The organism is bacterium SCSIO 12827 (genome assembly GCA_024397995.1).
GTDB lineage: Bacteria > Pseudomonadota > Alphaproteobacteria > Rhodospirillales > Casp-alpha2 > UBA1479.
Genome location: CP073746.1, coordinates 1,368,768 through 1,392,378 on the forward strand (window position 1 = coordinate 1,368,768; position 23,611 = coordinate 1,392,378).

Genomic DNA, 23,611 nt, shown 5'->3' on the forward strand with positions numbered 1-23,611 from the left:
TGTCTCAAGGAATTTTGGGACGGCCGCGGCACCACCTTCGCAACCCATGTTTCAACAAACAGGAGGTTGCCATGTTTCTCATACCAAAACGAAAATTTCGCCGTGGTCTGATAGCGGCGGTTCTTGCTGCGTTCGCCTGGGGTTCTGCCCCGGCGGCGGCGGACAGCGCCCCCGCGTTGGTCAAGGCGGCCAAGGCCGAAGGGGAGCTAGTCCTTTACACCGCCATGCAGCGCAAGGTCATCGCGGATTCCGTCAAGCAGTTCGAAAAGAAATACGGAATCAAGGTGACCTTCGTCCGCAAGGGATCGGGCGGAACGATTCAGTTGATCGAAGCCGAACGCAAGACCGGGGCCTACAAGGCCGATGTCGTCGATCTTTGGGACCCGGCGACCTTCCGCCTGTGGAAAGAGCAGGGCTTGTTCATGGCCTATAAGCCAGCTGGTGGCGACAACATCGCCGGTTTCCTGCAGGATAAGGATTGGGAGATCGTCACCGCGTCGCCGGTGACGGAGGTCATCGTCTACAACACCCGGTTGGTGAAGGCGGAGGACGCGCCGAAAAGCTTCAAGGACCTTCTCGATCCGAAATGGTCGGGCAAACTGGCCCATTCCGATCCCAACTATTCGGGATCGACGACCATGGGGGTCAATGTCCTAGCCAACCTGTACGGCTGGGAATTCTACGAAAAGTTGGCCGCGCAGAAGCCGCTGATCGTGCAGAGCATCGGCGCCGTGCCGCGATTGTTGTTGTCGGGCGAGGCCCATGTCGGGGTGCTGGCCGTCGACGCGGACATCAAGGAGTTCAAGGCCAAGGGCGAGCCGCTGGCCGTCGTCTACGCCAGCGAAGGAGTGCCGTTCTTCACCTGGGATGCGGGAATTCTCAAAACCGCCACACACGTCAACGCGGCGAAGTTGTGGATGGATTTCCTGATGTCGAAGGAACATCAGGCTTATCTGGCGACGCGGATGTACTATCCCAGCCGCACCGACGTCGACCCGCCCGTGGGCGCGCCGCCGCTGAAATCCCTCAAGTTCATGAACCCGGACCTCGCTTGGTTGCAAGTGAACAAGAAGGAACAGAACAACAAGTTTACCGAAACCATGCGTGAAGCGACGCGCAAATGACGTCGTCGGCTTCGTTGCTTCCTTCCTCCGCCGCGGGAGGCCGGGGGATCTCCTCCGGCCTCGCCGTCGCCGCGCTTCGCAAAATCCGTCACGAACGGGGTAAGGCGCTGCTTCTGGCCGGTTGTGTCGCCGTTCTGGGATACTTTCTCATCTACCCCTTCAGCCTGATGCTGGTTCGGGGGATCCAGGACCCTGTAACCGGTGCGCTGACGCTTTCCGTCTACGAGGCCATGATCACCGATCCGGCCTTCTATGCGGCGTTCCAATCGTCCCTGATCATTTCCTTGGGCACGTTGGCCGTCTGCGTTGTCCTGGCCGTGCCCATGGCCTGGGGCGTGTCGCGGTCCGACATGCCGTATCGGGGAACGATCCGGGTCCTGACCATGCTGACCTTCGCGACGCCCAGTTTCCTTGGCGCCATCGCTTGGATCCTGTTGCTCGGCCCCGGCGGGGGTGAGTTGAACCTGTTCATCCGCTGGCTATTCGACCTGGAAAGTTCGCCCTTCAACATCTTCGGGACGGGTGGGATCATCTTCGTGTTTTCCCTCTACCTTTATCCCTACGTGTTCTTCGCCGTGTGTACGGCGCTGGACAACATCGATCCGGCGATGGAGGAAGCGGCGGCCATGCTGGGCGCCAGCAAGCTGCGGACGACCTTTACCGTGACGCTACCTCTGGTGCTGCCAGCGGTCCTGGCGGGTGGTGCCCTGGTGTTTCTGGAATCGACGGTCAACTTCGGCGTGCCGGCCATCGTCGGCCTGCCGGTCCATGTCGAGACCCTGACTACGCGCATCTATTCCCTGTTCCAGTTTCCGCCCCAGTACGAAATGGCGGCGGCCACCGCCGTGCCGATCATCCTGATTGTCGGGCTCTGCGTGCTGATACAGCGGATGGCCATCGGCAACCGCACCTACGTCACCGTCGGCGGCATCTCGGGCCGGCGCGACCGGGTTCGGCTCGGCCGCCTCGGCTGGGTGTTGAGCGGCCTGTCCTTCACGGTGATCGCGGCCAGCATCCTGCTGCCGTTCCTGGCGCTGCTGGTGACCTCGTTAAAACGCACGTTCGGCAATCCGGTCGGGTTCGACAATCTGACGCTGCAGCATTTCAAGAACGTGCTACTGGGGTCGACGGCGCAGGATGCCATCCTCAACAGTCTGATCCTGGCCGCCGGCGCGGCGACCGTCTGCATGGTGTTGGCGGTGATCGCGGCCTGGCTTGTCGAGCGCACCAAGCTGCCGGGACGGGGGCTTCTCACCTTGCTGGTCATGGCCTGTTTCAGCTTTCCGGGCGTCGCCCTGGCGGTGGCCTTGATCTACGCGTTTTCGAACGGGCCGTTGGTGCTTTACGGAACCATGTGGATCCTGCTGCTGTCCTATTCGATCCACGGCCTGCCGGTCGTCTTCAACTACGCCCGGATCGGCCTGCGGCAGGTCAATCCGGAACTGTCCGACGCGGCGGAAATTCTCGGCGCGTCCTGGCACCGGGCGTTTCGTGACATCACCGTGCCGCTGATCAAAAGCGGCATCATTTCCGGCGGATTGATCGTCTTCGTGCTGATGATGCGTGAATTCGGCAGTTCCGTTCTGTTGTCCGGCGGCGGCACCGAAGTGGTCGCCGTCATCATCTATGAGTTCGCGGAAGAGGGCGACAACGGGCGCATGGCGGCGCTGTCGCTGATCGTGTTCGTCGTCAATTTGATCGTGGTCGCGGCCGCGCATCATTTGCGGCGGGCTTGGTCTGATCCGGACAATTCGTAACAAGGACCGATAGACATGAGCGAACGCTACAAACTGGAAATCAAGAACGTCAGCAAGACCTTCGGGGATTTCCAGGCGGTTAAATCCGTATCCCTGGACATTGCCGAGGGTGAATGCTGGGTCTTCCTGGGACCCAGCGGATGCGGCAAGACGACGACCCTGCGCATGGTCGCAGGGTTTCTCGCACCAGACGAGGGGGAAATCCACATCGACGGACAATGCGTCGCCGCCGGGGGCCATTTCATTCCGCCCGACAAGCGGGGTATCGCCATGGTGTTCCAAAGCTACGCCGTGTGGCCCCATAAGACCGTCTACGATAACGTCGCCTACGGCCTTAACCTGCGTGGCGTGTCAAAGGACGAGGAACGCCGACGGGTCCATGACGCGCTTGCCCTGGTTCAGCTGGACGGTCTGGCAGACCGTTATCCGGGGATGCTCAGCGGCGGACAGCAGCAACGGGTGTCGCTGGCCCGAGCCATCGTCATTGAACCGAAATTGCTGTTGTTGGACGAGCCGCTCAGCAACCTGGATGCCCGTCTCCGTGAACAGATGCGATTCGACTTGAAGGAATTGCAGCGGACTCTGGGGCTGACCACCGTCTATGTCACCCATGACCAGTCCGAAGCCATGGTTCTGGCCGATCAGATCGTCGTCATGGAGAACGGGATGATCGACCAGATCGGCACACCGGCGGAAATCTACGGCCGCCCGCGGACCCGCTTCGTCGCCGATTTCGTGGGCCAGAGCAACCTGATCGCGGGTGCCGTCGTCGACGTATCCGATGGCAAGTTCACGATCGATCTGGACGGCGCCGGGCGCTTTCAGGTGCCCACGGACATCGCCGTCGACCACCGGCCGAAACCGGGCGAGGCGGGATTCCTGTGCATCCGGCCGGAAGACATGAGCCTGGGCCGGGGCGGCGAAGCCACGGGGTTTCACGGTCAGATCAGTTCCCGCACCTATCTGGGGGCGAGCGTCGATTATCAAGTGCGGGTGGGGGCGTCGGACGATTTGCGGGTCAGTCTCCACGCATCAAACGATTTCAATACCGAGGAGGCCGTCACCGTCGCCTTCGATCCGGGAAAATGCTCCTGGCTTGTCGGATAACGGCGTCTGGCGGCGCAAACAAAGGAAAACGTCTATGGAACAACCCAAGTTCAAAGAAAAAACCACGTTTGAGGCGCGGGCGACCGCGGACATGAAGAAGCATCTTCTGGTCCCCGATTGGTCGGTGCGCGAAAAGCTGGCCCTCAGTTGCCGCATGCTTGCCGAGGCGGGGCACGAATCCGCCATCGCCGGGCAGATCACGGCGCGCGGCGATGACCCCAGCACCATGTGGACGGCCCGCTTCGGTCTGGGATTGGAGGAAACCCAGGCGAGCGATTTCATTCTCGTCGATAACGACCTGAACGTGCTTGAGGGCGAAGGCATGCCCAACCCGTCGAACCGGTTTCACCTTTGGGTCTATCGCGCGCGGCCGGATGTGCGCTCGATCATGCATACCCACCCGCCCTATGTGTCGGCCCTGTCCATGATCGGTGTGCCGTTGAAGGTCTCGCACATGGACACCGGCATGTTCTATGAGGATTGCGCTTATTTGGACCATTGGCCCGGCCCGCCCATCGGCGATGAGGAAGGGGCCATCATTTCCGAAGCCCTGGGCGACAAGCGGTCGATCCTGTTGGCTCACCACGGACAACTCTGCGCCTGCGGCACGGTCGAGGAAGCGGCGATCATGTCGATGTTCATCGAGAAGGCGGCGCGCCTGCAATTACTGGCGATGTCGGCGGGTACGATCCAGGACCTGGAGCCCAAGCACGCCCGGGCCGCGCATGATTATCGCCTTAAGCCGGAACCGTTGGGGGCCACGTTCCACTATTACGCCCGCCGCGCTCTCAAGGCGGACCCGAATTGCCTGAACTGACCGGACACCCGGGGTGTTCCCGGGCCTGTTCCGCCGGTGGCGGCGGTCCGGGAACACACTCCTCTCGTAACAAAGTTTGAATATTAGATCTGTATCGTGTTTTCTGGGGACATCGTGGCGCACGTCGTGCGGTTTCGCGGTGCTTGGCCCGGGAGAGATGGATGCTCCGATTCTGCTGTGTCGCCGTTGCGGTGCTGTTGCTGACCTGGCCGGCGCGGGCGGAAACCATCCGTCTGGTTTATGAGCCCGTCGAAAACCCGCCGCGCTATTACGGCACCACGGCCAAGGTTCCGAAAGACAGGCCTGGGGTTACCATCGAGGTTTTCCGCGAGGCCGCGCGCCGCCTGAATGTTTCGCTCGATTTCGAACGTGTGCCCTGGAACAGGGGACTGTTCATGGTCGAAACAGGCGAAGTCGATGGTATTTTTCACGCCAGCTACCATCCGGAAAGAGCAGAATTCGGCGTTTATCCGACGCTTGCCGACGGCAAAACGCCGGATGAGTCCCGGGCCGTCTTCTTTCAATCCTATTCCTTTTATGCCCGCCGCGAGGCCGGTGTGTCCTTTGACGGGCGCAGGCTGCGCGGCACGCAGGGCCGCGCGGTGGCGGTGACGCGGGGATATTCGATTATCGGCGAACTTAAAGCCCTTGGTATTCCTTTTGAGGAAGAACGCACGCAAACATTGAATCTTGCGAAATTAGACAACGGACGCGTTGCGGCCTACGCGGAACTTGATAACATGATCGCGCCCTACTTGGCGGACAATGGCGGGCCATTCACTGGAATCGTCATGCTGCGGCCCGCGATTTCGGTCAAGGCTTACTATCTTCTGTTTTCCAAGCCCTTTCATAAGAACAACACAAAACTTGCTGATGCCTTCTGGAATGAAATCCGCGCCATCAACCGCTCGTCCCTTATCGACGAGATCATTGGGAAATACCGCTAAGGCCAACGGCACGCCGAACGCAGGCAGCCGCACCCTTGCCGGGCGCTTGTTTTCATCCATCTTCCTGGCGTTTCTGGGTATCGGCCTTTTGATCACAGCCATTTTGGTCTGGGATGTCCTGCGCCGCGCGGACGAAGAGATCGACCGCGAAATCCGCATCGTCAAAAGCGCCTTCCATGATCCCATCGCGGATCAGCTTTGGGCCTATGACGAGAAGGAACTGGGGGCGGTTCTGACGGCCTTGGTGCGGCTGTCCGTGGCCCAGGGGGTGATTGTCGAGGACCCGTTCAGCGGCCGCCGCTTGGGGGCCCATGGCGTCATCAGCAGCGGCGACGGCTCCGGCATGGCGGTGCACTCATTCGATGTTCATTACGTCGCCCAGGGCTCGGACAGGGCCCGGCACCTCGGGCATGTCAGCCTGTTGGTGCCGGCGAACCTGGCGCTTACCCGGTCGTGGCTGTCGATCATGCTGATTTTCACCGCGGCGATGGTGAAGCTTCTGCTGATCTGGATTTTGTTCAGCTATTTTGCCCAACGCCAATTGGTGCGACCGCTGTCCCGTCTGTCCGATGCGGTCGACCGCATCGACCCGGGTTTCAGGCCTTACTCGAGCATCCAGGCGGTGGGGCCTGGTGATGGCGAGCTCAAGCATCTTCAGGATGCCTTCAACCGGCTTCTCAATCGGCTGGAATCCGCCCATGCGGAACGCGCCGCCTACGAGGAGGAATTGATCGGTGCGCGCGCGCAGTTGGAAGACGCCGTGGCCGAGCGAACCCGGCAGCTGGACGGGGCGCGGCGCCGTGCCGAAGAGGCCAGCGTCGCCAAGTCGCGGTTCCTTGCCATGATGAGCCACGAATTGCGCACGCCGTTGAATTCGATCCTGGGGTTCTCGCAATTCATGGTCGATGAGATCATGGGCCGCATGGGCAATGCCCAATACCTGGAATATGCCGGTGACATTCAGCATTCGGCGCGCCACCTGTTGGATGTCATCAACGATATCCTGGACATCTCCAAGGTCGAGGCCGGTGAAGCCAAACTGGAAGAAGAGGATTTGGATCTGCGCGACCTGGCCGCCGCGGTACAGCGCCTGATGTCGCCGCGCATCAGCGCGAAAAGCCAGGTCCTGTCCATCAATATTCCCGACAGCATGCCCAAGCTGCGGGCCGATGGCCGCGTGATCCGCCAGGTCCTGGTGAACCTGTTTTCCAACGCCAACAAGTTCACGCCCGAAGGCGGCGGCCTGACGATGTCGACCGGCGTCGATTACCGGGGCGGCATCCGGATCGAGGTCGCCGACACCGGCATCGGTATCGCCGCCGAAGACGTGACGTTGGTCCTAGAAGCGTTCGGTCAGGTCCGCACCAGCCATACCGTGACTCATGAGGGCACGGGGCTGGGACTGACCCTGTCCAAGCAACTCGTCGAATTGCACGGCGGCGACCTCGCCATTCAAAGCGAGGTCGGTAAGGGAACGACGGTGATCCTGCGGTTCCCGGCGGATCGGACGATCCGGCTCAGCTGACATTCCACCTTCATGCATGGCATGGACTTTGCTTCATCGGCATTGAGACGAACGTCATTGTCAAAATGACACCGTCAAGCCGAAGCATGCAAAGCCGGAGCCGAACATGGATAAAGAACTTGCCGCCCTGCACCAGAGAATCAGTCACATCGTGGGTGACGCCGAAGAAACGGGACGGGCAGATGTTCGCTGTTTCGATCTCAGCAGCCTGACCGAGACGGAATGGCAACAACTCGCGTTACGAAACGAGATCAGCGTCAAGGGCGCGGCAAGACGACATTCACGGTTTGATAGCTGACCGCAGCGGGGGCCGGGGGGTCTTCGTGCCGAGAATGTATTCAGCAGGTCTAAGAGGTGAAGATAATGAGCGACGAAATCAACACCCTGCACCAACAGATCAAATCCCTGTTGGACGAAACGGTCGGCACCAAAGGCGATGATCTGGGTAAGGACCGGCGTATGTCCGACGCCGAACGGCGCCTGTTGATCCGTGCCCGGATGGCCAGTGGCCCGCGTGCCGGTGGAGAGTGGCGCAAAGGGGCCTTTTAAGACATTATTGCATCGTCGATCAGAAAACTTGGTTCAGGCCTTAGTGTGAAATCCCGTGTGTTGATGCATTAGTGTGAAATCCCGTGTGTTGATGCATTCCTTTACGCTGGGGAGAATCTGGAAAGGAAGCGCTTAAATGGCCGCTGACCGTGCCATCCGCCCATCCGTTATCGGCATTATCGGGGTCACGCTGACAATCGTGGTGTCTATTGCCGCGGGAATTTTTCAACATATTGATAACAATAACCGCTATCACGAGCGGCTTTCCGCACTGACCAAGGAATTCACGACGCTGGTCACGGAACGTTTCCAGCTTTACCAGTACGGTCTGCGGGGAGCGCGCGGCGCGATTATCGCCGGCGGCCGGATAAACATCCCTCGAAACACCTTTGAGGAATACTTCACGTCGCGTGAAAAATTCCAAGAGTTCCCCGGCGCACGCGGTTTCGGGTTCATCGTCAAAATATCGAACGAACAAACGGCCCGATTCATCGAAGCAGCGCGTGTGGACGAGTTTCCTTCATTCAATCTGCGCGAACTTGCCCCGAACACGGGCGAACGTTTCATCATCAAGTACATCTATCCCCTCAAGGGCAACGAAGGGGCGACGGGGCTTGATATCGCGTCGGAAAGCAATCGGCGAACCGCCGCGTTGAGCGCGGCGCGAAGCGGTGAAACCCGGCTGACGGCACCGATCACTCTGGTACAGGCATCGGGTCAAACCAACCACGGGTTTCTTATTCTGATGCCCATCTACTGGCGGGCGAATGTGCCGGATGATCCGGAAAAACGCATCGCGGAAACCGTCGGGTGGAGCTATGCGCCCCTGGTCGTCAGCGAGGTTTTGAAGGATCTGGGCCCGCGCCGGGAGGAAATCGCGTTTTCGATCACGGACGTCAGCGACGGGATCGAATTCTATCGTTCGCCCGGATTCGATCCCAAAGTTGAAGCGGTCGTCGGCAAGGGGGTTGAGGTGTTCGGCCGCAATTGGCGTCTGCGCTTTCATCCGCGTCCGGCATTCGCCAAACGATACGGGGGCATCCAACCGGGTATGCTCGGCTTGACCCTGGTTTTGCTGGGTATTCTGGGCACCGCCACCGCATTCAATTTCGCGCGAAACCGGGCACGGGCCCTGCAGGCTCGGCAGGAAGAAGAGGAACTGGCCTACAAGATCATCGACGCGACGCCCCAGGCGTTGCTTGTTGTCGACCAGGCCGGAATCATCATCCGCGCGAACGCTTATTGCGAACGTGTTTTCGGCTGGTCCATGTCCGACCTGCTTGGGAAATCCGTCGATGACCTGGTGCCGCTCGACATGCGGGACGCACACAAGGAACTGCGCGAATGTTACGATTATAAGCCCCGCAATATGGGTAGCCGCCAGGACTTGGAAGCGGTGAGGGCTGACGGAACGCGGTTTCCCATTACCGCCCGTCTCGCCCCCTTGTCGATCGGCGACAGAAAGCTGGTTGTCGCGGGTGTCACCGATATTTCGGCAGAACGCGAAGCCGTCAAGGTCATGGCGGCAAGCGAACAACGCTGGCAGGAGGTGGCGAACTCTCTGCCGCAGCTTGTCTGGACCTGCAATGCCGACGGTGTCTGTGACTTTCTCAGTCAGCAATGGGCCGACTATACCGGCGCGCTGACAGAACCGCTGTTGGGCACCGGTTGGCTTGACTGGGTCCATCCAGACGATCAAGACGACTTGATGGCCGTCTGGCGGAAATCGGTTGAAACCAAGGTGCCGTTCGCGTCTGAATTCCGCATCAGGGGGGCTGACGGGACCTACCGGCTGTTTTTCTCCCGCGCCGATGCCGTCATAGATGCGGATGGAAGCGTCCTGCGGTGGATCGGCTCCAACACGGATATCGAGGATCGGCACCAAGCGGAACTTCAGGTTCGCGGTCTGTTACAGGACATGGAGGATCGTGTCGCCATGCGCACGGCGGAACTCGATACGGCCCTGCGTGACCTGCGCAACGTGTTGGACAGCGTGCCGTCGATGATCGCCTATTGGGACCGCAATCAGCGCAACCGGTTTGCCAACAAGGCCTACGAGGAATGGTTCGGCGTGACCCCCGAATGGCTGCAGGGGCGCCTGATGTCCGAATTAATGAATGAGGATACCTACCAGGAAAGCCTGCCCTATATCGAAGCCGCATTGAAGGGAGAGCCTCAGTCATTCGAACGGGAACTGACCGATATCCACGGCACGGTCCGCTCCTTGCAGGTGCATTACCTGCCGGATGATACCGACGGAGAGATTCTCGGGTTCTATGTCGTCGGTTTCGACGTGACGGAGATCAGGGCGTCAGAGCTTGCGCAGAAGCAGGCGAGGGAGGCGGCGGAGGCGGCAACCCGCGCCAAATCGGCGTTTCTGACATCCATGAGCCATGAACTGCGCACGCCGATGAATTCCATCCTCGGGTTCACCGACATTCTGCTCTCACAACATTTCGGCGCACTCAATGACAAGCAGCTTGAACACGCCGGCCTGATCAAAAGCAGCAGCCGCCACCTGCTGAACCTGATGGACAGCGTGCTCGAATTGAGCAAGATCGAGGCTGGCCGTATCATGATATCGATCGAGCCTGTCAACGTCACCGCGGTCGTGAAATCCGTCATCGCAACCCTCGAGCCCCTGGCGGAAAAATTCGAGGTTGAAATACGGGCGGAGAACCTGGGCCGGGGTGACGTATTCGTGACGGCGGACATGACACGTCTGACGCAGGTCCTGATCAATCTTGGTTCCAACGCCATCAAGTACAATCACGCGGGCGGCTGGGTGGAATTTTCGTGCGAGGCCGTTACGGCGGACATGTCACGCATCATGGTCGCCGATAACGGCCGCGGCATTCCGGCTGACCTGCAAGACGGGGCCTTTCAGCCGTTCAATCGTCTCGGCGCCGAACAAGGCAAGGTCGAGGGAACCGGAATCGGCCTTGCCTTGGTCAAGAACTATGTCGAGTTGATGGGCGGGCGCATTGATTTCGAAAGTACGGAGGCTCAGGGAAGCCGGTTCTGGGTCGATCTGCAATCGGCGGACGTCGGCGGCGGCATCAAGACGACGGAGAAGAGCAAAGAGGCTGATGTCAAAACGCGCCGGATGGCCGGCCGTATGAAGGTTCTGTATGTCGAGGACAACGACATCAACCGGGCGCTGTTCGAGAACTTCATGGAGATGCTGGAGGACGTTGACTACCTAGAGGCGGAAGATGGGACGACGGGGCTGGCCATCGCGCGGGAAGTGCGCCCGGAGGTCATCTTCCTGGACATCGATCTGCCGGACATGAGCGGATACGACGTCCTTGCGGCAATCAGAGCGGATCCCGACCTGCGTGACACGCCGGTGATCGCCCTGACCGCCAATGCCATGTCCGGCGATGCCGAACGCGGTTTGGAGGCGGGCTTCGAGAGATATCTACCGAAGCCCTTTGGCCTGGATGAAATTCTCGGGGCCGTGACCGAGCAGCAGGAGGCCATCGAACGCAGAAAGCATCCGCGCAAAAAGACATGAGCCGCCACGGCTTGGCCGTGGCGGACAATGCTCACCCCTTCTTGAAGTGCAGGATGCCCCAGGCGAGATACCCCTTGTCGGCGCCGTCGACCCAATGGTCGAGCCCGCGCAGCATGTTGTCGACGTAGGACTTGCCCGACAGACGGACGATTTCGTCATAACGGCTTTTCAGATCCTCGCCGACCCGGAAGTAATGGGTGCGAAGCTGGCCCAGCATGGGTGACATTTGCACCTCGTTGAGACCGCGCTTGGCGAATTCCGCCCGGTAGAACGCGAACGACCCCAGGGTGGACAGATGAATGCGATCCAGGATGGGTTGCAACACGCCTTCGGGTACGTCGTCGGCCTGCATGGGGTCGGTGAAGATGACTTGCCCGCCCGGCGCCAGGACCCTGGAAATCTCGTCGAGAACGCGGGGGCGGTCGCCGGAATGGAGAATGGCGTCCTGCGACCACACAAGGTCGATGGAGGCGTCTTCGGCGGGAATGTCTTCGAACGAGCCGTGAACCACGTCGATCAGGCCTTCCAGGCCTGTTTCCGCGTTCTTGTCGCGGTTCAGGTCGTTCTGGGTCTCGCTCAGGTTCAGACAGGTCACGTGACAGCCGTAGTGGTCCGCCAGGTAGCGGGCGGAGCCGCCGTATCCGGCTCCCAGATCGATGACTCGTGTCTTCCGTCCCAGTCCCGACACCTGCAGGGCCATGGTTTCCACGGTGCGCCGACTGGCTTGGGCGATGGCTTCATCAGGGCTGTTGTAGATGCCGATATGAATGTCCTCGCCGCCCCAGACGTTCTGGTAGAAGGCGTCGGCTTCCGACGAATCGTAATACTCTTCTGCCTTCTGGACCGCCTGTGATCGCCTACTCATGATAATTCTTCTCCGCAACATGGATGAAAAAGTCCGGGTCGTTTTCCTGATAGGTTTCCTGGAAATCGCCGTAGGTCTTGATCTTTTGGAACCCGACGTCGGTCAGCAGCTTGCGCGTATAGGCCTTGCGCAGGGGAAACATGTTGAGATGGAACTGCGAGCCGTCGGGGAATGAGTAGCAAAAGCGGGCCAGACCATCGTCGATATGCTCTGGCTCGGCCGATACCTGATCGCCGCAGTAATAGTATTTGTGCTTCGATGAAAATCCGTGATCGAGCATGCCGTCGTAATTGCGTTGATCGAGAATCAGAATGCCGTCCCATTTCAGGGCGGCATAGAATTCGGCCAGGGCCCGGCGGCGGTCGTTCTCATCGAACAGATGGGTGAACGAATTTCCCAGGCAGATGATGGCGTCGAACTTGCCGTGCACGTCTTTGTTCAGCCAGCGCCAGTCGGCATGGGCCGTGTGCAGCACGAGGTTGCGTTCGCGCGCATTTTCGAATGCCTTGGTCAGCATCTCCGCGTTGCCGTCGGCACTGGTCACGTCGAACCCGGCCTTCAGCAACTGCACGGAATGGAATCCGGTGCCGGTGGCGGCGTCGAGCACGCGATGCTTGCCGCGGGCCTTCAGGATGTCGATGAAGAATTGGCCTTCACTTCCCGCGCGGGCGTCCCAATCGATCAGTTCGTCCCATTTTTCCACAAACGTTTGGACGTACTCCCGCTGGTAGTGGTCGGTTTTGCGGGTTTCCAGCGGATTGTCGCCGAAATCCTGTTGTTCTTGATTGATGTCGTCCATTGCGGCCCTCCAAGGCGTCGTAATTGATCTATGACCGCCTGAAAACAGACGGCGCACAGCAACGGGCGGACCCGGAAGGGCCCGCTCGAATGGTCAACGGCACGGCGCAACTCGGGGCGACAAGGCCCGGACGTGCCGAAGCGATCTGGTTTTATTTGGCGGTTGAAAGGATCCAGAACCCGGTCCGCATTATTGCGATGGGGAATCCGAAAGACGCGTTTTCCTGTTGTCGTTACCCACCCCGTAGGGGTAGCGGGACCGGTGCGATCCCGACGCGTCCACCGCCTGGACAGCAGGTTTTCATGCCCAACCAGCCTTTGCGTTCTCAGGCAAATGCCAGCATGCCGCCCACGGCCAATGGCGCAAGGGTAACAGTCGGGGAGGGGCGGATCAACCTGACCCCCGGGGAAAACCGGCCGGACAAAGGATGGGTGGGCGGCAAGGGCCGGATTACCGGGTCTTGCACGGGATGTGAAAGTTTTATGCCGCCGCTTGATCGGCCGTTTTGGCGGTATCCAGGGCGGGATTACAGATGCTGGCCGCCGCCTTGTCACGGGTCAGGCGGGCGGTGTCCCGGCGTTCCAACACGAACATGGCAGTCGCCGCCAGGAACGGCAGGCTCTGCACCAACAAGGTTCCGGCGAACAGGTATAGTTCGATGATCCCCGTCGTATTGACCGCGAACAGGGCGGCCGAGCTGGCCATCAGGGCCAGGCCGATGCGGGTTTCCGTGCGCACGGGTGATGCCGGGGCGGCCTTGGTGGTTGGGCTGCCTGCCTTTTGAGCCTTGCCCTTCTGGGTCACGCTGAACGGCAGGTCCGGCACCTTGATGCCGTCATAGATGGCGCGTGCCACGGTCCATTGCAGGCTGGCGGCGGCCAGGGCGGCGCCGGCGATGCGCGCCGGGCCGATCTTGACCCGCGCCATGTAAAGCAGCACGCAATGCAGCAGCCCGGCACCGAACGCGGCCAGGATCGGCAGGGTGAAGGGGATCGGCGGCAGCATCACGCCGACGAACAAAATGAATGGCACCCAGGCCAGGTTGACCACGGCGGCGAGTGCGCCAACCGCGTCCGACAGCCAATGCAGCCAGCCGGTGATGTAATGGACCTTCTGCCCCCGGGTCAGGGTCTTGGCACCCGGCAGCATATGGCGCCAGTGCTTGAAGAAAATCTGTACGGCGCCGTAGGCCCAGCGATGGCGCTGTGTCTTGAACGCGCGGTAGGTGTCCGGCAGCAGACCCCAGCCATAGCGCCGGCGCGTATAATGGGCGTGGTATCCCGCCTCGAACAGGCGCAGGCCCAGTTCCGTGTCCTCGGTGATGGTGTCCGGCGACCAGCCGCCGACGGCATCGAACGCGGCGCGGCGGACCAGCAGCATGGTGCCATGGGCGATGATCGCATCGGCCTCGTTGCGCTGAACCATGCCGATGTCGAAAAAGCCCGTGTATTCGGCGTTCATGCAGCGCGCCAGCAACGAGCGTTCGCCGTCCCGGTGGTCCTGGGGGGCCTGCACCATCGCCACCTTGGGGTCGGCAAAGGCGGGCGCCAGATCGCGCAGCCATTTGGGATCGACCACATAGTCGGCGTCGAGCACGGCGAGAATTTCCGCGTCCGGGGCGACATGGGGCATGGCCGCGGTCAGGGCCCCGGCCTTGAACCCCGCGATCTTGGGGAAGTTGAGGAACTTGAAACGCGGGCCCAGTTTCACGCAATGGGCTCGCACGGGCCGCCACAGACTTTCGTCGTCCGTGTTGTTGATGATCACCACGACCTCGAAGTCCGGATAATCCAGACCGGCACAGGAATTCAGGGTCTCGATCAGCATGTCCGGGTTTTCCCGGTAGGCGGGAATCTGGATCGATACCTTGGGCAGAGGGGCATCCGTTGGTGCGTCTTCGGCCCGCCACAGGCGCTTGGGCCGGGGGCCCAGGGTGACCTCGGCGACCTCGTCCAGCTTGCCCAGGGTAACCAGGGTCAGCGGCAGCATCAGCACCATGCCCAGGCCCCAGGCGATGGCGGATCCCACGTTCAGGTAGTTCTCGAAGGGGTAGAGCAGCGCCACGGCCACGGCGGCGGAGAGCGCGTTGGCGGCAATTGCCATGGCCAGGGCATGGCCGAAGGTCGGCCGCCGCGTCATCAGCCACAACACGGTCATCACGGCGCCCAGGATTAGCGCCAGGATGCCCCGCCGCCATTGTTCGGGCTGTTCGACCGCGCCGGCCAGGGAGAACTTGGCAGTGCCGTCATGGTCGAACACACCCCAATAAGGGCCGACGCTTCCTTCCATGGTCTTCCAGGGTTGATCGAAGGCCTCCATCAGGTTGTAGCCGATGCCGTGGCGCGAGGCCTCGGATATGAACTGGCGGATGATGGTGGCCTGTGTCATGGGGTCGGGGCCGGCCTCGCGGTTGCGGTAGCCGCGTGACGGCCAGCCGAATTCGGCGATGATCGCCTCCTTCCCGGGGAAGGTATCAAGCACTTCGCGGTAGCGTTCGAAAGTATAGGAAACGGCATTCTGCGCGCCGACGGCTTCCCAGTAGGGCAGCACGTGGATCGACATGAAATCAACCTCGTCGACCAGATCAGGATGGGACAGCCAGCGGTCCCAGGTTTCACCGGTGGTCACCGGGACGGGCACGCGGGTGCGCACCTCGCGGATGATGGTGATCAATTCTTCCAGCGTCAGGTCTTCGCGGAGCAGCGTTTCGTTGCCGACGAACACGGCACGGATGTTGGAATACTTGCGCACCAAGGCGACTGCGGTCTCGATCTCCCGCCGGTTGGAGGCCTCGTCGCGGCCCAGCCAGATGCCGAGCATCACCTCGATCCCGCGGTCCTTGGCAAGCGCGGGCACCTGCGCCTGAATGCCGCTGACCGTGTAGGTGCGCACGGACCGGGATACGGGTTTGATGACGTCCAGGGCGTGGGCCAGTTCACGCAAGGTTGCCGACCGCCCGAACCAGACTTCGCGCGGGGCGCCGATGTTGAAGGACATGGATTGCACCTTGCCCGTCACGTCGGGCAGCACGGCCGTTTCCAAGGTCGTGGCCCAGGCCAACCCATGCAGGACGGCGGCGACCAGGGCCGCCGCGAGAACGTTCTTCATCTTATTTCAGGCACCCAAGAGCGGTAACGCGGTTGAACCGCTTCACGCGGCGCTTCCGGGCCGCACGGCAGAACGACGGATACTTAAGGCGCGCTGTACCCCGCGCAAGGGGCGGTGAGGCGACACTGCCGGAGTTTCAGGCTCTTTTGGTCACCACGGCGCAGAGATTGCGCCAGTTTGCACCTGCGAACAAGAGGCAGAATTCACAAATTTTCAATCACCCGTAACGGCAGCCGGGAGCAAACGAAACGGACGTTAAGCTTTCGTTTCCATGAGCTTGACGAGTTCGGGAATGCTGGCCGCGGTCTCCAGGGACATCAGGCCGTCGAACAGCGGGCGCAGGCTGCCATGAGGCAGGGCCCGGCCGGCGCAATCTTCGAATTTGTCCCACAGTTCGTCCCGCGACATGGTGTTGTCGCCGCTGCGTCCGATGAGGTTCGACACGGTTTCCGAAAGCTTGCGCCCGTCCTTCAGGGTGACGATGACTTCCGCCCCCCAATTGTCCTTGTCGTCGCCGTCCAGGTCGGGGTGGGGGCGTGCCGTGGTGACCGCGACCAGGCGTCTGACGGCATCCTCGCGGAAGGCGTCACCCTCGAAGTCCTTCAGCTTCACGGTGCCGTCCAGAAGCGCGCGCGCGACTGTGTATTGGACCGAGAACTTGGCTTCCAGCTCGCTATCGGGCATCGGCGTGTTGGTATGCCTGAGGCGCCGTTGATGCGGCATGATCTCGATTCCCGCGACGGCTTCGGCCGGGATGTCATGCTTGCCGGCCAAACGCTGCATGGCGGTGATGCATTGATGGGTCGATCCGCAGCAAGGGAATTGCTTGATCGCCAGGTCCTCGGCCTCGATCGCCCAGGGGCCGTTGTCCCAGCCGTCCAGCAGGCGTTCGGCGGCATAGGTGCCGGGGCCGTTGAAGACCTCGAAAAAGCCCTGATGGTGTTCCATGGCTCCGGGGTTGGCGTCATGGCCCTGTTCGGCCAGCAGCACGGCCAGTACGCCGGACCGTGCCGAATGACCGACATGCAGCGGCTTGGTCATGGTGCCGAAATTGGCCTTCAGGCCGCTTGCCATGGACGCCGCCATGGCCAGCGCCATGGCCGTCTGTTCCGTGGACAGGCCGATCAGACGCGCCGCACCCGCGACGGTTCCGAAAATGCCCAGCGTCGCGGTCGGGTGCCAGCCCTTGTCGTAGTGATGGGGGTGGACGGCACGGGCCAGGCGCATTTCCGCCTCCAGCCCGACGGCGTAGGCGGTGATCAGGCTTTGGCCGGAAAGCCCCCGGTCTTCGGCCAGGGCGAACAGGGGGGCGACCAGCGGCACCGACTGATGGCCGCCGAACACGGAGGAGAAATCGTCGAAATCAAGCGCGTGTGACGCGATGCCGTTGACGAAGGCGGCGTCGAGCGCGCTGGTCCGGCGTCCCGTGCCGAACACCAGTGCCGAACCCGGCGCCGTGGCGACGCCCGGCGTACCGAGGGCGATCTGCGTGCTGGCTTCGGGCAGGCCCGCCAGGGTCACGCCGACGGTATCGGTGATGCCCAGTTTGGCGAGCCACAGACCCTTTTCGGAAATCACCTTGGGGTCGTAGCCGATGATACGCTCCGCCAAACGCGTCAAAAGCGCGCGCTGGTCCGTTGCGGAAATATTGTTCATGGTTGCCTCATCCCTTTATCGCCGGGTTTTTAAGCCCGTGCGCCTCCCTTGATTGTATACAATATCAAGGTGCGGCCGGCGTCAATCCTCGCCGATCCTCTGGGGATCGAATGGCGTCGACTGATAGACCATGTTGATCCAGTTGCCGAACAGGATGTGAGCATAGGCGCGCCAGCGGTTGACCGGCGTCTTGGCCGGGTCGTTGCCGGGGTAGTAGTTGGCGGGGACCTGAATGTCCGCGCCCTTTTCGGCATCACGGCGGTATTCGGCGTCCAGCGTGTCGGAATCGTATTCCAGATGATTGAACATGTGGACGTGATTGAGCTTGTGGTCGTGGACGAGGGCGATGCCCGTGGCCGCCCCCTCCATGAGGATTTCCAACTGTGGGAAGGGCTTGAGGTCGGCGGCGTGATTTTCCGTGTGGCGTGACACGGGAATGTTCAGGCTGTCGTTCAGGCCCCGGCACAGTTCCGACGCGGTGTTGAGCACCTGGTGTTCGAACACACCGAACGCCTTGTGCGGCAACTGATACTTGGGAATGCCGTAGAAATGGTGAAGCGCCGCCTGAGCACCCCAGCACAGGTTGAACAGGCTGTGCACATTGCCCCGCGACCAGTCGAAGATCTGGCACAGTTCATCCCAATAGGTGACGGCTTCGAACGGCAGTTGTTCGATGGGGGCGCCAGTGACGATCAGCCCGTCGAACTTCTGGTCCGTGACCTGGGTCCACGGATGATAGAAGTCGATCATGTGCTGTTCGTCGACGGTCTTGGGTTTGTGCGTCGTCAGCGCCAACAGATGCATCTCGATCTGCAGGGGTGTCGCGCCCAGCACGCGGGCCAACTGGGTTTCCGTCTTCTGCTTCAACGGCATCAGGTTCAGCACCGCGATGCGCAGCGGGCGAATATCCTGAAGCATCGCCTGGTCATCGCCGATGATCGGCACGCCCTCTTTTTCCAGGACGGCGCGGGCGGGAAGGTCTGACGGAATCTTGATCGGCATGGCGGCCTGTCCGGCGTTGGTTTCAGGTTGGGTCTGTACGTGTTTGGTGCGGTGCCGCGGGCGCGGCGGAGACGGTATTAGAAATCCAATGCCCGGCGTTGGGCGCGGGCAAGGCATGCGTTCACATAGTGTGTGGCATTGGCCGCTGCAACCTCGTTGTCGGCGGATTGGGCGCGCATGGTTTCCAGCACCCGCCACAAAATTTTGTTGGCGTCAGGCACCAATTGACCCTGGGGCGGGTCGGTGAACAGGTCGGCGACGTCGATGGTGAAGCCGTATTTTTCCGCCATCCGGGCATAGCGCGGCTTGCGGTCCTGGACCAGGGCGGGGAACAGGGTGCGGGCAAAATCCTTGGGCCCGACACCCTTGCCGTCGGCAGGTTGGCCGGCCAGGTGCTTTTCGATAAACGAGGGGTAATAGAACAGGGGCTTGGGGTCGCTCTCGGCGCGTTCCTTCAGCGCATCCTCGTCGGTTTTACCGGCCCGGATATAGAGGATCAGGGTATCGGCGCGGAGTGCCGTGATCACGGGGTCGTCGGGATCGTCCAGATCGACGATTTCGCACAGGCTGCCCGAGGCATCGTTGATGAAATCCTTGCAGCGGTAGATTTCCCAGGCCTTGGCGATGAAGTGACCGGTGTCCTTCATGGCTTCCTGTTCGCCCCAGCGATAAAGTCCCTGGCGCTTCAGGAACGTGGCCTTGTCCAGGCCGCCTTCGGCAGGGTCACCGTACATGCCCAGGAACGTGGATACGGGATCCAGGTTGTCGACGCTGATGTTGTGGTTGATGTAGATGGAATCCGAGCGCAGGAGGTTGGCCACGAACCTGTCCTGCATGTGCATGATCTTGTACTTGATGTTGTCCAGGATGTGTTCGGCGAGGTAGCGCGTGCCGATGCGGTAGTCGGCCGAATAGTGATACCAGTCCGCATGGCGGCGCAGGCTGGTGGACAGCATGGTTTTGCCCACGCCGGACATGCCCAGCAGCGTGATCGCGTGGGGCAGTTGGCGGAACGCCTCGAAATCGTTGAGATATGCTTCAGAACTCATGCCCATGGTTTGGCGTGCGGCGTTTCGCTTGTAAAGAGCTTTGATTGCGCCCTGGCCCGCAAAAATTAATTCCAGGCCCCCGTGGGTGGAGTGCTAAGCTTGTGTCAGGATAAATATGGCGTCCGGGACCGCGAAACTGCGGGAAACCGACCGGAACGCCTCGACCAGCAAACACCGAACGGGAGGATTTCATGCTGAAAGCCTTGAACATTGATCCGGGCAAATGCACGGGCTGTCTGCAGTGCGAACTTGCCTGCTCTTTCGAAAACGAGGGCGTGTTCAATCCGTCCAAGTCACGGATCAAGGTCTTCAATTTCCACGACCAGGGCCGCTTCGTGCCTTATACCTGCACGCAATGCGACGAGGCCTGGTGCATGCACGCCTGTCCGGTCGACGCCATATCCCTGAACAAGTTGACCGGGGCCAAAGAGGTCAACGACAACCTCTGCGTCGGCTGCAAGGTCTGCACCATCGCCTGTCCCTTCGGCACGGTGAACTACAACTCCGCCACCGGCAAGGTCATCAAGTGCGACCTGTGCGGCGGCGATCCGGAATGCGCCAAGGCCTGCCCGACCGACGCCATCACCTATGTGGACGCCGATTGGACCGGCTTGGACAAGATGCGCAAATGGGCGGCCAAGACCGACGCCGGCCAGCAAGCCGCGCACTGAAGGGGAGGACAATGTCATGGCATGGGCACGGCGGATTCTGCGGGTCAACCTGACCAAGGGCACCTGCACGCATGAACCCCTCAACATGGAATGGGCCAAGCGCTATCTGGGTCAGCGCGGCCTGGCGACCAAATACCTGACGGAAGAGATCGACCCCAAGGTCGATCCCCTTGCACCGGAAAACAAGCTGATCATGGCGACCGGTCCGCTGACCGGCACCTGCGCGTCCACGGCCGGGCGCTATTCGGTGATCACCAAGGGGGCGCTGACGGGCGCCATCGCCTGTTCCAATTCGGGCGGTTTCTTCGGCAACGAAATGAAGAACGCCGGGCTGGACATGATCATCTTCGAAGGCCGCGCCAAGGCGCCGGTCTATCTGTTCATCGATAACGATGACTGCCGGCTGCTCGATGCCTCGGGCTATTGGGGCACCTCCGTGTGGGACACGGAAGAAGGCATTAAGGAAGCCCATGGCGACGCCCAGATCCGCGTCGCCTCGATTGGCGTGGCGGGCGAAAAGGGCGTCAAATTCGCCTGTGTCGTCAATGACATGCACCGCGCTGCCGGGCGATCCGGGGTGGGTACGGTGATGGGGTCCAAGAACCTGAAGGCCGTCGCCATCCGCGGCACCAAGGGGGGGTCCGTCGATGACATGCCGGCCTTCCTCAAGGCCACGGCCGAGGGCAAGAAGGTGCTGGCGGAAAACGCGGTGACGGGCCAGGGACTGCCGGCCTACGGCACCCAGGTTCTGATGAACGTGATCAACGAAACCGGCGCCTTGCCGACCCGCAATCACCGCGACATTCAGTTCGAGGGGGCGTCTAAAATTTCCGCCGAGGCCATGGCCGAACCGCGTGAATCGGACGGCAAGCCCAATCTGGTGCGCAATGCCGCCTGCTTCGGTTGCACCATCGCCTGCGGGCGGGTGTCGACCATCGACCGCACTCATTACACGGTGGCTGATCGGCCGCAGTATCAGAAGGCATCGGGCGGGTTGGAATACGAGGCCGCCTGGGCGCTAGGGGCGGCGACTGGCGTCGACGATCTGGACGCCCTGACCTTCGCCAACTTCATCTGCAACGAACAGGGGATTGACCCCATCTCGTTCGGCGCCACGGTGGGGGCGGCGATGGAGATGTTCGAGGATGGTGTCATCACCACCAAGGAGACCGGCGGGATCGAGGTCACATTCGGGTCCGCCAAGGCGCTGACGGATCTGGCCGAGCTTTGCGGCCGGGGCGAAGGCTTCGGGGCGGAGATCGGCCTGGGGTCCAAGCTGCTCTGCGCAAAATACGGCAAGCCGGAACTGTCCATGTCCGTGAAAGGTCAGGAGTTCCCGGCTTATGACGGCCGGGGCATCCAGGGCATGGGGCTGACCTATGCCACCTCCAACCGGGGGGCCTGCCATCTGCGTAGCTATACCGTTGCGTCGGAAATCCTGGGCATTCCGGAAAAGACCGATCCCCTCGTCACCGACGGTAAGGCGGGTTTGGTCAAGGCGTTCCAGGACGCGACGGCGGCGGTCGACAGTGCGGGCATCTGCGTGTTCACCACCTTTGCCTGGACGCTGGAGGACATCGCGCCTCAGATCGACGCCGCCTGCGAGGGCGACTGGAGCGTCGAGGCCCTGTTGGCAACGGGGGAACGGATCTGGAACCTGGAACGCCAGTTTAATCTGGCAGCGGGCTTCACCGGCAAGGACGACAATCTGCCTCCGCGCCTGATGAAAGATGCGGCCAAGACCGGTCCGGCCAAGGGCCTGACCAGTGGTTTGGACAAGATGCTGCCGGAATATTATCAGCTGCGCGGCTGGTCCAAGGACGGCGTGCCGACCAACGAGACCGTCAGCAGGCTGGGGCTGTAGGGACATGACCTATGTCATCATCGGCGCCGGCCCGGCGGGGGTCGTCGCGGCGGAAACGCTTGCCAAGACGGACCCGGGGTCTGACATCGTGCTGTTGGGCGGAGAAGCCGATCCGCCTTATTCCCGCATGGCCATTCCCTATGTGCTGACCGGCATCATCGACCACGGCGGCACGCACCTGCGCAAGACGGCCGGGCATTACGACACGCTCGGCATCATCTATCGCCAGGTCAAGGCGGCGGGTATCGACGTCAAGGGCAAGAAGGTCGCCCTGGAAGGCGGCGGCGAACAGCCCTACGACAAACTGCTGATCGCCACCGGGGCGAGCCCCATCAAGCCGCCGGTGCCGGGGCTCGACCTGCCCAGGGTGCATCATTGCTGGACCCTCGACGACTGTCGGGAGATCGAGAAGTTGGCTCAGAAAGGCTCCGAGGTCGTCCTCATGGGGGCCGGCTTTATCGGCTGTATCATCTTGGAAGCCCTGGTCGAACGGGGCGTCAAGCTTACTGTGGTCGAGGCGTTGGATCGCATGGTGCCGCGCATGATGAACGAGACGGCGGGCACCCTGATCAAGGACTGGTGTCAGGCCAAGGGCATCACGGTCCATACCTCGACTAAGGTGACGGAGGTCGGCGAACAGAACGGCCGCCTGGCCGTCGCCATGGATAATGGGGAAACGGCGTCCGCCGACTTGGTGGTCGTCGCCGCCGGGGTGAAATCCAATATCGGCTTCATCGACGGCACCGGCATGAAGGCGGAACAGGGCATTCTGGTGGACGAGTTCCTGCGCACCTCCGTCGACGGCGTCTATGCCGCCGGCGACTGCGCTCAGGGACCGGATTTCGGCGGCGGTTTCAACGTCCACGCCATTCAGCCGACCTCGACCGAGCACGGCCGCTTCGCCGCCCTCAACATGGCGGGTAAGGTCACGCCCTATCGGGGCTCGTTGCAGATGAACGTGCTGGACACGGCGGGGCTGATCTCGACCTCGTTCGGCGACTGGGAAGGAGGCGAGGGCACGCAGAGTGCCGAAGCCCTGGACCGCGCGCGTTTCAAGTACCTGCGCCTGAACTTCAAGGACGACGTGCTGGTCGGTGCCCTGTCGCTTGGGCGCACGGACCACATGGGCGTGCTGCGTGGCCTGATTCAGAACCGCACGCCGCTGGGCCTGTGGAAGGCACGACTGATGGACGACCCGCACCGCATCATGGAAGCCTATGTCGCCCATGCCTATGCCTGACGGCGGGGGTAACC

At 61.5% G+C, this 23,611-nt stretch carries 18 protein-coding genes; 12 read left to right on the forward strand and 6 right to left on the reverse strand.

The genetic code is table 11. The features are described from left to right. The first annotated feature begins 71 nt into the window (after positions 1–71). From KFF05_06455 to KFF05_06495, 9 genes are all read left to right on the forward strand, one after another. The gene (locus KFF05_06455; protein UTW52997.1) at positions 72–1,124 is read left to right on the forward strand and encodes an extracellular solute-binding protein; all 1,053 of its coding nucleotides are present in this window, start codon (positions 72–74) and stop codon (positions 1,122–1,124) included. Further along, the gene (locus KFF05_06460) at positions 1,121–2,881 is read left to right on the forward strand and encodes an iron ABC transporter permease (GenBank protein ID UTW52998.1); all 1,761 of its coding nucleotides are present in this window, start codon (positions 1,121–1,123) and stop codon (positions 2,879–2,881) included. Before KFF05_06455 ends, KFF05_06460 begins: the two co-directional genes overlap by 4 nt. A gap of 15 nt (positions 2,882–2,896) precedes the next feature. Next, complete coding sequence (locus KFF05_06465) at positions 2,897–3,988, forward strand: ABC transporter ATP-binding protein (protein UTW52999.1); 1,092 nt, start codon at positions 2,897–2,899, stop codon at positions 3,986–3,988. A 34-nt stretch (positions 3,989–4,022) separates the two neighbouring features. Then, positions 4,023–4,805: an aldolase gene (locus KFF05_06470; protein ID UTW53000.1), complete on the forward strand. Its 783-nt coding sequence runs from the start codon at positions 4,023–4,025 to the stop codon at positions 4,803–4,805. 191 nt (positions 4,806–4,996) lie between these two features. Beyond that, entirely contained in the window at positions 4,997–5,752 is a 756-nt protein-coding gene (locus tag KFF05_06475; protein ID UTW53001.1) for a transporter substrate-binding domain-containing protein, read from the forward strand. Continuing rightward, positions 5,736–7,277: a HAMP domain-containing protein gene (locus KFF05_06480; GenBank protein ID UTW53002.1), complete on the forward strand. Its 1,542-nt coding sequence runs from the start codon at positions 5,736–5,738 to the stop codon at positions 7,275–7,277. The genes KFF05_06475 and KFF05_06480 overlap by 17 nt, the downstream gene beginning before the upstream one ends. Before the next feature lie 106 nt (positions 7,278–7,383). Beyond that, on the forward strand, positions 7,384–7,575 hold the full coding sequence (locus tag KFF05_06485; protein UTW53003.1) for a hypothetical protein: 192 nt from the start codon (positions 7,384–7,386) through the stop codon (positions 7,573–7,575). Positions 7,576–7,640: 65 nt separating this feature from the next. Further along, positions 7,641–7,826 (forward strand): hypothetical protein, encoded by a 186-nt coding sequence (locus tag KFF05_06490; protein UTW53004.1) that lies wholly within the window; start codon positions 7,641–7,643, stop codon positions 7,824–7,826. A gap of 136 nt (positions 7,827–7,962) precedes the next feature. Further along, positions 7,963–11,343: a PAS domain S-box protein gene (locus tag KFF05_06495; protein ID UTW53005.1), complete on the forward strand. Its 3,381-nt coding sequence runs from the start codon at positions 7,963–7,965 to the stop codon at positions 11,341–11,343. Positions 11,344–11,374: 31 nt separating this feature from the next. On the opposite strand, the gene KFF05_06500 is transcribed toward KFF05_06495, so the two are convergent. The 6 genes from KFF05_06500 to KFF05_06525 form a co-directional block, all read right to left on the reverse strand. Next, positions 11,375–12,208, reverse strand: coding sequence for a methyltransferase domain-containing protein (locus tag KFF05_06500; protein ID UTW53006.1), 834 nt, complete (start codon positions 12,206–12,208; stop codon positions 11,375–11,377). Next, the gene (locus tag KFF05_06505) at positions 12,201–13,007 is read right to left on the reverse strand and encodes a class I SAM-dependent methyltransferase (protein ID UTW53007.1); all 807 of its coding nucleotides are present in this window, start codon (positions 13,005–13,007) and stop codon (positions 12,201–12,203) included. The genes KFF05_06500 and KFF05_06505 overlap by 8 nt, the downstream gene beginning before the upstream one ends. 480 nt (positions 13,008–13,487) lie before the next feature. Beyond that, positions 13,488–16,115, reverse strand: coding sequence for a glycosyltransferase (locus KFF05_06510; GenBank protein ID UTW53008.1), 2,628 nt, complete (start codon positions 16,113–16,115; stop codon positions 13,488–13,490). Positions 16,116–16,370: 255 nt separating this feature from the next. Next, positions 16,371–17,771, reverse strand: coding sequence for an MmgE/PrpD family protein (locus KFF05_06515; protein UTW53009.1), 1,401 nt, complete (start codon positions 17,769–17,771; stop codon positions 16,371–16,373). Between the two features lie 81 nt (positions 17,772–17,852). After that, positions 17,853–18,773 (reverse strand): homoserine O-succinyltransferase, encoded by a 921-nt coding sequence (locus KFF05_06520; GenBank protein UTW53010.1) that lies wholly within the window; start codon positions 18,771–18,773, stop codon positions 17,853–17,855. Positions 18,774–18,850: 77 nt separating this feature from the next. Then, entirely contained in the window at positions 18,851–19,822 is a 972-nt protein-coding gene (locus tag KFF05_06525) for an ATPase (GenBank protein UTW53011.1), read from the reverse strand. 191 nt (positions 19,823–20,013) lie between these two features. Here KFF05_06525 and KFF05_06530 point away from each other — a divergent pair, with 191 nt between their 5' ends. The 3 genes from KFF05_06530 to KFF05_06540 are packed head-to-tail and all read left to right on the forward strand — an operon-like array spanning position 20,014 to position 23,597. Continuing rightward, positions 20,014–20,493, forward strand: a complete 480-nt coding sequence (locus KFF05_06530) for a 4Fe-4S dicluster domain-containing protein (GenBank protein UTW53012.1) — start codon at positions 20,014–20,016, stop codon at positions 20,491–20,493. Between the two features lie 16 nt (positions 20,494–20,509). Next, on the forward strand, positions 20,510–22,357 hold the full coding sequence (locus KFF05_06535) for an aldehyde ferredoxin oxidoreductase family protein (protein ID UTW53013.1): 1,848 nt from the start codon (positions 20,510–20,512) through the stop codon (positions 22,355–22,357). 4 nt (positions 22,358–22,361) lie between these two features. After that, the gene (locus KFF05_06540) at positions 22,362–23,597 is read left to right on the forward strand and encodes an NAD(P)/FAD-dependent oxidoreductase (protein ID UTW53014.1); all 1,236 of its coding nucleotides are present in this window, start codon (positions 22,362–22,364) and stop codon (positions 23,595–23,597) included. The last annotated feature ends 14 nt before the right edge of the window (positions 23,598–23,611 follow it).